Here is an 8031-nt window from a genome sequence, read left to right as displayed (position 1 = left end):
GGCGGCTGGAAGGAACCGCCGATCCGCGACGAGGATCGGTTGTGGCGCATCGTCGACGTGCTCTCCGACATCGGCAAGGCGCGCGGCATCTCAGGGGCGCAGGTCGCGCTGGCCTGGCTGCTCGGCCGTCCGGCCGTAAGCTCGCTGGTGATCGGCGCACGCAACGAGACGCAGCTCAAGGACAACCTCGCCGCGGCCAGCCTGTCGCTCTCCGAGGAAGAACGCCAGCGACTTGACTCGGTCAGCCGGCCGCCGGTGCTTTATCCCTACTGGCACCAGCAGTTCACCGCCAGGGACCGGTTCGGGCCGGCCGACAAGGTGCTCGACCGCTCGCATGCTTAAAACAGTCAGTCGGCAATAAAGCGCCAGACTTCCGGATCGGGCTTTATCTGCCCACTCAACACGAAATATTTATAGAGGACGAGCAGCGAGATCGCCTGCTCGTCCTGTTCATTGCCGAATTGGCGGCAATAGGCGTTGGCGGCGGCAGTTATCCGCGCCGCCTCGGCAGGATGCTTTTCGAAATGGGCCACCTTGTCGACAAGGTCGGAGAAATCAGGCTCGAGCGGCACGTAATGGATATTGGCCTCCACCTTGGCTTCCGCAAACCAGGTTTCGTAGGTCGGCTCCGGCATCAGGCAGAGCGAATTGGAGCTCATGATCCATTTCAGGTTCGTCGCGACGTCATTGCCTTCGAGCGAGACAATGTAGCGATACTGCCGCTGCTGCTCGATGTTCAGGAACGGCTTGCGGTATCCATCCGGCGCGTCGGGCTTGTGGGAACCCGCATCGCAAAACGGTAGGTCGGCGGCCTTTTCCACGAAGCGGGTGCGAAGCGGATTGTTGAGATGACCGCGCCAGACCACCATCGGGCGCTTGTCGGCGAAGGACAGCTTGTCGGGTGGCATGTAGAAGTGGCGGAACTTGTTCAGCTTCATCAGCACGCCATTGGCGTTGTCGTCGCCGATGGGCCGGTCCTTGACGATCCTCGGCACCTCCGGAATGCCGACGACATCGCCATATTCGAAATCGATCAGCAGGCCGGGATCGAAATAGCGGGCGAATTCCTTGAGATCGTAATAATACATGCTGGAAGCGGTCGGCAGCTTGCCGACGGCCACCGCGTCTGGACTGGGCGCGAACGGCTGTTCCAGCTTGTTATAATAGTTCAGACGCGCTCGAACGGTCTTGCCTGAAAGCCTGGCCTGATCGAGCCGGCTGGCCAGGCGGTCGCGGAACAGGGACTGCGGTGCGCGGTCACGCGCGAAATTACGCGCATAGTAGAACAGCTTTGCGGCGGTTCGAGCGAGTGTGGCCATGCGTCCGCGAGTTCAGCAAGATGGTCAATGGTAGTCAGCCTTCATCCCCCTCGTCTCCTACAGCATTCTCCCGGCCATGTTGCAAGCCTGCTAATGCGAATGGCCACACGAGACTTTACGCTGCGACGAGCGCGAACCCTCTTGCGCGCAGACCGCGCCGATCGTCATGCAGCGAGGTGACCAGCCGATCGCGGCTGCCGGCGATGTGAGCGGAAAGCAGCTGAGCCGCTTGCTCGGCGTCGCCGCTCCTGACGGCGGCGAGAATGGCGTGGTGTTCGGCCCAGGCGCGGCCGAGCGCCTTTTCATCCCGCACTTCCAGCCAGCGCGCTCGCGACAGCCTCGTCATCGCATCGCGCACCGCCCTCAACAGGAACTCGTTGCCGGAAAGCCTTGCCAGCTCGATGTGGAAATCCAGGCCGACGCGATGCCACTCCTCGCGCGGCGTTTCCGCATCGCAGGAATCGAGCATCGCGGCGATCAACTCGATGCCGCCACGGTCTTCGAGCGCCGCCGTCAGGCGAACCGCCGCGACCTCGACCGCCTCGCGGTAGACGGCGATCTGTCCGAGTTCCGCGAGGTTGATCGGCGCCACCGTCCAGCCGCGGCCGTCGCGGCCGATCAGCCCTTCCGTTTCCAGGCGCAGCAGCGCCGCCCGCACCGGCGTGCGCGAAGCGCCGAACCGGCTCTCGATCCAGCGCTCGGTTAAACGTTCGCCCGGGCCGATCCCCAGCCCGAGGATCATCTCCCGAAGCTGCCTTTCAACATTCTGGATCTGCGACATTGTCGGTCCGATCTTCAAAGCCGCATTGACAGCGGCAAACGCCAGGTCCATGACGAATACCGGTTTGGTATCCCAAATTGGTATCCATAACAATCCCAGCAGTGGCAAGTGTGACATGACGCCCAGCGAAACCGGACAGAGCGGCTTCAACATCCATTGGCGACGCAATCTCGCGGTCTGCTTCGCTGGCTCGTTCAGCACGCTCATCGCCATGACGCTGCTGCTTCCGTTCCTGCCGCTCTACGTCGAGCAGCTTGGCGCCGAAGGCCTCGCGGCGATTGTGCAGTGGTCGGGCATCGCTTATGGCGCGACCTTCTTCGCGGCCGCGCTGGTGGCGCCCTTGTGGGGCCGGCTGGGCGACCGCTACGGCCGCAAGCTGATGCTGGTGCGCGCCTCGTTCGGCATGGCGATCTGCATGTCGCTGACCGGCATGGTTGAGAGCGTGTGGCAGCTGGTGCTGCTGCGGCTGTTCATCGGCTTTGCCGGCGGCTATTCCTCGGGCTCGACGATCCTGGTGGCGATGCAGACCCCGAAGGAGCGCTCGGGCTGGGCGCTGGGCGTGCTGGCGGCGGGCATCACCGCCGGCTCGCTGGTCGGACCGCTGCTGGGTGGCCTGCTGCCGCCGCTGATCGGCATCCGCGCGACCTTCCTGCTCTCCGGCGGCGTCATCTTCCTGGCGTTTCTGGCGACGACTTTCCTGATCAAGGAGAATCCGCCGCCGCCCAAGCCCGCCTCGGCGGCGAAGCCGAAAAGCGGCTGGTCGCAGATCCCCGACAAACGGCCGATCGTCGCCATGCTGGCAACGGGTATGCTGCTCGCCTTCGCCACCATGTCGATCGAGCCGATCATCACCGTCTATGTACAGCAGCTCGTCGATGACCAGAGCAAAGTGACCATGGTCGCCGGCGTCGTCATGTCGGCGGCCGCGCTCGGCACCATCCTGTCCTCGTCCTGGCTGGGCAAGCTCGCCGACCGCGTCGGCTACTGGAACGTCGTGGTCGGCGCCCTTGCCGTCTCGGCCTTGCTGCTTATCCCGCAGGCCTTCGTCACCAATGGCTGGCAATTGATCGGCCTGCGCTTCCTGATGGGCCTGGCGCTGGGCGGATTGTTGCCCTGCATCACCAGCGTCATCCGGCACAATATCCCCGACGGGATCGGTGGCAACGTGCTTGGCCTGGCAATCTCGGCGCAATATGTCGGCCAAGTCGCGGGGCCGCTGTCCGGCGGCTTCGTCGGCGGGCATTTCGGCATGCGCTCGGTGCTTCTGGGCACAGCGGTGCTGATGGCGCTGGGCGCTGCCTACAACTGGATTGTCCAATCGAGGCGGGCGCGGCATATGCTGATCGAGGCCGGCGAGTCTTGATGGGACTTCCGCCCAACCGCCATGGAGCATCCAGGATGAGCCTCACCGGGCAAGCATCAGACAGCGGAAGCCGCGTCCTCGTGCTGGCAGCCGGCCTCGTTGGGGCGGCGGGCGTAGCGTTGTCGGCCGCCGCCGCGCATCGCGGCGGCACCTTTACCGGCACTGCCGCCAATTTCCTCCTGATGCATGCGCCGGCTTTTCTTGCCATCGGCCTTGCCGGCGGCAACCGTTGCCTCAGGATCGCCAGCCTCGTCCTGCTCTTGGGCCTGCTGCTGTTCTGCGGCGATCTGCTTGCCCGCGACTTTCTCGGATCGCGGCTGTTCCCGATGTCGGCGCCGATCGGCGGCACGCTGCTGATCGCCGGCTGGGTGGCGATCGCCGCCTCGGCCCTGTGGCGCCCTCGGCATTAGGCTATTTTTCAGCGCCTATTTTCGGCCGGCTCGCCGCTTGCGCTCGCGCGCAGGCAGTTCGTCACGGCGGGTCCGCTGAGGCTGCTCGGTCCCGGGCGTGATGCCCCAATAGTTGCGGTAGATGTCCTGAAACAGATGACCAATCGGATGCATGATTGCTTCTCCTTGGGTTTGAATCGATCCAATATACGGGTGCGGAAAAAACTGCGGGTCAGCCTCGCTTGGGGTCCACGAGGAAGCGCGGCTTGCGGCGCCATGGGCTCGACCTGCCTCGCCGCTTCTCGCTGACAGCGGCCGAAGCGATGCCCCAGTCGTTGCGGTAGATGTCCTCGAACAAATAGCTCACCGGATGCATGGCATCCTCCTGTCGAAATCCGCTCCACCATGGAGCAGGAACTTGGATCGATTCAAATCATAAACTTCTTTTGCTCGCCGTCAACCGAAATTTGAATCGATCCAACAAAAATGTTAGATGACCGGCAGCAATTCAGCGGTCATGTTCGTGACGTGACCGGATTCGGAGGAACGACATGGCATCACTCCTCGAAGGCCAGGCAAGACCGATCAGGCTGGCCGACATCGCCAAGGCCGCCGGCGTCTCGCATGGCACGGCCTCCAATGTCTTCAGCCGGCCTGAGATCGTGCGCGCCGAAGTGCGCGAACGGGTCAAGGCGGTGGCGGAGCAGATGGGCTATGCCGGTCCCGACCCGAAAGGCCGGCTGCTGCGCGCCGGCAAAGTCAACGCCATCGGCGTCGCCACCACGGAGCCCCTCTCCTACTTCTTCGACGATCCTTTCGCCCGCGTCATGATGGCTGGCATTTCAGAAGCCTGCGACGCCACCGGCGCGGGCATCGCGCTGGTGTCGGCCGCCAACCAGGAGAAGCTTGCCTGGAACATCCAGAGCGCACTTGTCGACGGCTTCATCCTGTTCTGCATCGAAGGCGGCTCGCGCCTTGTCGACCTGACACGCGAGCGAAGGCTGCCCTTCGTGGCGCTGGAGCTCGGCTTCCAGGACGAGACCGTCTCGGCCATCGGCGTCGACAATGTCGCGGGCGCAAGGCTCGCGGCGCGCCATCTGGCCGAGCTCGGCCATCGCCGGTTCGCGGTGCTGTCTCTGGCCTTCGCAGACAACCGCACCGGCTTCGCCACGCCGGACATCGTGCGCGGCGCGGTCTACACCGGCACACGCGACCGACTTGCCGGCTATTTCGAGGAGCTTGCCCGCTTCGGTGTCGATACCAGGAAAATCCCGGTCTACGAGACCGAGAACGACGAAAAAAGCACCAGGGCCGGCCTCGAGGCGATCTTCGCCAAGGACGAACCGCCAACCGCCATACTGGCGATGTCGGACCGCATGGCGCTGATCGCCATCGACTGGCTGAAAGCGCGGGGCCTGGACGTCCCCGGCGGCGTCTCCATCGTCGGTTTCGACGGCGTGCCGGACGGCGCGCTGTGCACGCCCGCGCTGACCACGATCGCCCAGCCTATCACCGAGATCGGCCGCCGCGCCGCGCGCATGATCCTCGATCATGACGGTACGGTGCGGCGCGAGAGGATGGGTGTCGAACTGATCGTCAGAGCCTCGACCGGCCCGGCCCGCACAGGCTGAGCGCTCTTGCGGCGTCGCGCAATTGCGAGCGGAAAACCGCTCCGCACTTCTCCTGAAATTGCTTCAGTATCCTCCCGCCCTTGCCGGCACCGGCTGCGCGCCGAACGGCCTGCTTGGAGCCTCCCCGCGCGCTTCCTTGGCGCGGGACGGCCCAAGACCGGCAAGCCATTCAAGGTAGAGCGCAAGCGCGAACTGCATGGCGATGCCGGCCGCGATCAGCAGCGTATCGTAAGCCGGGCCGCCCGGGTTGATCAGCTTCAGCACCTGCGCCGACATCGCAAGCAGCGTGCCGGCGATGAACACCGGCAGCGAGCGCTTGCCCAGAATGGCCAGCGGATTGTCGGGCCTGACGCGGAAGAGGTTGGAGACAGCCGGCAACGCGACGATCAGGTAGCTGATGGACAGAATGTGCAACAGCCGCGGCAGCGACAGGAAGGTCTTGTCGAAACCGCCGATCACCACCGGCAGATTGAACCAGGTGATCTGGCCCCAGAGCGGGCTGTGCACCCAGATCGCCGCGCCGACCACGTAGATGCCCGCGGCGCCAAGCAGCCACGGATTGATCGGGATTCGCCCGCCCCGCTTCACATGCAGCATGGCGGCAAGGCCGATGTTGAAGACGAACTGCCAGGACAGCGGGTTGAGGAACCAGAGGCCAGGCTCCGGGTAGTTTGGCGGCGCGATCTGCCAGATGCCGGCGACGAGCCAGAGCAGGCCTGACACGATCAGCGCCGTCACCGGCCTATGGCTGACGAACAGCACGAAAGCCGGCGCCGCCAGAAGCAGCGCCGCATAGACCGGCAGGATGTTGTTGTAGCCGAGCTGGTGGCCGAGCGTGACGATGCCGAGCAGCACCTGCGGCGTGTTCTTCATCAAGGGCTCGATGTTTATCATGGTCAGCATTTCCGGCCGGTGCGCGAACAGCGCGGCGGCGCAAAACAGCGCGATCACCACCATCGTGATGACGATGTGAGCGATGTAGAGCACGCCGGCGCGCCGCCACATCTTCAGGGTCGCGAGCAGGCGGCCGCCCGGCTTGAACTTCGTGCCGTAGGCCAGCGCCACCGAGATGCCGGAGATCAGCACGAAGGCTTCGGCCGCGTCGGAAAAGCCGAAATTCTTGTAGGTCCAATTCTCGAAGACCGTGCCCGGAACGTGGTCGACGAAGATGGTGAGCAGCGCGAGCGCGCGCAGCACGTCGATACGTGTGTCGCGCTCTCCGATACGCTTGTCGCGTTCGTTGGAAACAGGGGTGGTCATCGACAAAAGGCCTCAAAGCTGGTTGTTCATAGCCAGCAATGCGACCCCCGGGGCGCACCGCTTCGATTCCTCCCGCGGGAGGTATATCGGCGCTGAAACGGACTGAAATGCGCCTGGTTCAATCAACTTTCGCGGAGCGCGAAAATATTCCGTTTTGAAGCCGGCAAATCAACGAATCTCTCATGGAATCAAATGGATGTGAGCGTGTCCGAATATAGCGATGAAAACAGTATCCTGCACAGTGATCTTGGCTTCCGCTACCGCGTGGTGACGCCGGCAAAGTCGACCGGCAAATGCCTGTTTGTGCTGCACGGATCGGGTGTGGACGAAACGACACTCATCCCGCTTGCAAAGAAGATTGCGCCCGACGCGACGCTGGTTGCCGCGCGTGGGCGCATCCCCCAGGACGACGGCTTCCGCTGGTTCGAGCGAATCACGCCGACAAGTTTCGAACAGACCAGCATCCGCAAGGAGACCGCCGCCTACGCCGAATTCGCCCTAGAGGTATCCGAGCGCCATGGCCTCGACCCGCCGCGCGCGGCCTTCCTTGGCTATTCGAACGGCGCCAACGTCGTCTCCAGCCTGATGCTGCTCCATCCTGGCCTGGTCCGGCAGGCGGCGCTTCTGCGAGCGATGCCGGTGCTCGACACTTCGCCGATGACCGATCTCGGCGGAACACGTGTCTTGATCATCGCCGGCGCCGCCGACCAGGCCTACGGCCCATTCGCCCCGGCGCTGGTGACGCTGTTCAGCGAACGCCGCGCCGAGGTCGACGCGCGCATCGTTGCTTCGGGCCATGAATTCGGCGCCGCCGACGCCGCGATCGCGCGGCAGTGGCTGGCAGGTCCCATGCCGACGGCCTGACCGCGCCGCCAGCCGGGCGATGCTGCCTTTAGACGGCAGGCGCGGCCCGTGGCGGCTCGAGGAATTCTACCCTCGTCCCATCCGGTTCCAGGCATCCAGGCCTGCGATCTTGTAGGCTTCCGCCAGCGTCGGATAGTTGAAGGTGTTGTTGACGAAGAAGTCGACCGTGCCACCGAGATTGATCACCGCCTGGCCGATATGAATGAGCTCGGTGGCGCCCTCCCCGACGATGTGGGCGCCGAGCAGGCGGCGCGTCTCGACAGAGAACAACAGCTTCAGGAAACCGCTTGAGACGCCCATGATATGGCCGCGCGATGTCTCGCGAAAACGCGCCAGGCCAACCTCATAAGCATCGCCGCTCTCGCGCACCTGCTCTTCCGACAGGCCGACCGTCGAGATCTCCGGCACGGCGTAGATGCCATAG

10 protein-coding genes and 1 pseudogene are annotated in these 8031 nt (G+C 64.2%); 5 read left to right on the top strand and 6 right to left on the bottom strand.

The window, feature by feature from the left end; genetic code table 11:
- Positions 1-342, top strand: a 342-nt coding sequence (locus EOA27_RS12675; protein ID WP_145970329.1) for an aldo/keto reductase, incomplete at its 5' end; no start/stop codon positions are given.
- A 5-nt stretch (positions 343-347) separates the two neighbouring features.
- On the opposite strand, the gene EOA27_RS12670 is transcribed toward EOA27_RS12675, so the two are convergent.
- Positions 348-1319, bottom strand: coding sequence for a glycosyl transferase family 90 (locus tag EOA27_RS12670; protein ID WP_126082955.1), 972 nt, complete (start codon positions 1317-1319; stop codon positions 348-350).
- Positions 1320-1434: 115 nt separating this feature from the next.
- Positions 1435-2100 (bottom strand): GntR family transcriptional regulator, encoded by a 666-nt coding sequence (locus EOA27_RS12665; protein ID WP_127256318.1) that lies wholly within the window; start codon positions 2098-2100, stop codon positions 1435-1437.
- Positions 2101-2215: 115 nt separating this feature from the next.
- Here EOA27_RS12665 and EOA27_RS12660 point away from each other — a divergent pair, with 115 nt between their 5' ends.
- Together EOA27_RS12660 and EOA27_RS12655 are read left to right on the top strand one after the other, a co-directional pair.
- On the top strand, positions 2216-3463 hold the full coding sequence (locus tag EOA27_RS12660; protein ID WP_126082956.1) for an MFS transporter: 1248 nt from the start codon (positions 2216-2218) through the stop codon (positions 3461-3463).
- Positions 3464-3498: 35 nt separating this feature from the next.
- Positions 3499-3873, top strand: coding sequence for a DUF423 domain-containing protein (locus tag EOA27_RS12655; RefSeq protein WP_126082957.1), 375 nt, complete (start codon positions 3499-3501; stop codon positions 3871-3873).
- A 15-nt stretch (positions 3874-3888) separates the two neighbouring features.
- Here the strand turns inward: EOA27_RS12655 and EOA27_RS40640 are convergent, their stop codons facing one another.
- Both EOA27_RS40640 and EOA27_RS40635 read right to left on the bottom strand, forming a co-directional pair.
- Entirely contained in the window at positions 3889-4026 is a 138-nt protein-coding gene (locus EOA27_RS40640; RefSeq protein WP_189342146.1) for a hypothetical protein, read from the bottom strand.
- Between the two features lie 58 nt (positions 4027-4084).
- The gene (locus EOA27_RS40635; RefSeq protein ID WP_189342147.1) at positions 4085-4228 is read right to left on the bottom strand and encodes a hypothetical protein; all 144 of its coding nucleotides are present in this window, start codon (positions 4226-4228) and stop codon (positions 4085-4087) included.
- Positions 4229-4403: 175 nt separating this feature from the next.
- On the opposite strand from EOA27_RS40635, the gene EOA27_RS12650 reads away from it, so the two are divergent.
- Positions 4404-5483 carry a LacI family DNA-binding transcriptional regulator gene (locus tag EOA27_RS12650; protein WP_127256316.1) on the top strand — a complete coding sequence of 360 codons (1080 nt, stop codon included), beginning with the start codon at positions 4404-4406 and terminating at the stop codon, positions 5481-5483.
- A 63-nt stretch (positions 5484-5546) separates the two neighbouring features.
- Here EOA27_RS12650 and opgC read toward each other — a convergent pair whose 3' ends face one another.
- The gene (gene opgC / locus EOA27_RS12645) at positions 5547-6743 is read right to left on the bottom strand and encodes an OpgC domain-containing protein (RefSeq protein WP_126082959.1); all 1197 of its coding nucleotides are present in this window, start codon (positions 6741-6743) and stop codon (positions 5547-5549) included.
- 204 nt (positions 6744-6947) lie between these two features.
- On the opposite strand from opgC, the gene EOA27_RS12640 reads away from it, so the two are divergent.
- On the top strand, positions 6948-7607 hold the full coding sequence (locus tag EOA27_RS12640; RefSeq protein ID WP_245467072.1) for an alpha/beta hydrolase: 660 nt from the start codon (positions 6948-6950) through the stop codon (positions 7605-7607).
- A gap of 66 nt (positions 7608-7673) precedes the next feature.
- On the opposite strand, the pseudogene EOA27_RS12635 reads toward EOA27_RS12640, so the two are convergent.
- Positions 7674-8031: pseudogene (locus tag EOA27_RS12635) on the bottom strand (Si-specific NAD(P)(+) transhydrogenase); the annotation flags it as partial.

The sequence above is a fragment of the Mesorhizobium sp. M2A.F.Ca.ET.037.01.1.1 genome, from assembly GCF_003998075.1.
Taxonomy (GTDB): Bacteria; Pseudomonadota; Alphaproteobacteria; order Rhizobiales; family Rhizobiaceae; genus Mesorhizobium.
The sequence above is the reverse complement of the archived record's forward strand: the minus strand, read 5'-3'. Positions and strand labels throughout refer to the sequence as shown.

What these genes read in the sequence shown, in the direction of transcription:
- EOA27_RS12655 (WP_126082957.1), top strand. Translation starts at nt 3,499, where the DNA reads ATGAGCCTCACCGGGCAAGCATCAGACAGCGGAAGCCGCGTCCTCGTG.
- EOA27_RS40635 (WP_189342147.1), bottom strand. Translation starts at nt 4,228, where the DNA reads ATGCATCCGGTGAGCTATTTGTTCGAGGACATCTACCGCAACGACTGG.
- EOA27_RS12660 (WP_126082956.1), top strand. Translation starts at nt 2,216, where the DNA reads ATGACGCCCAGCGAAACCGGACAGAGCGGCTTCAACATCCATTGGCGA.
- opgC (WP_126082959.1), bottom strand. Translation starts at nt 6,743, where the DNA reads ATGACCACCCCTGTTTCCAACGAACGCGACAAGCGTATCGGAGAGCGC.
- EOA27_RS12650 (WP_127256316.1), top strand. Translation starts at nt 4,404, where the DNA reads ATGGCATCACTCCTCGAAGGCCAGGCAAGACCGATCAGGCTGGCCGAC.
- EOA27_RS12665 (WP_127256318.1), bottom strand. Translation starts at nt 2,100, where the DNA reads ATGTCGCAGATCCAGAATGTTGAAAGGCAGCTTCGGGAGATGATCCTC.
- EOA27_RS40640 (WP_189342146.1), bottom strand. Translation starts at nt 4,026, where the DNA reads ATGCATCCGATTGGTCATCTGTTTCAGGACATCTACCGCAACTATTGG.
- EOA27_RS12670 (WP_126082955.1), bottom strand. Translation starts at nt 1,319, where the DNA reads ATGGCCACACTCGCTCGAACCGCCGCAAAGCTGTTCTACTATGCGCGT.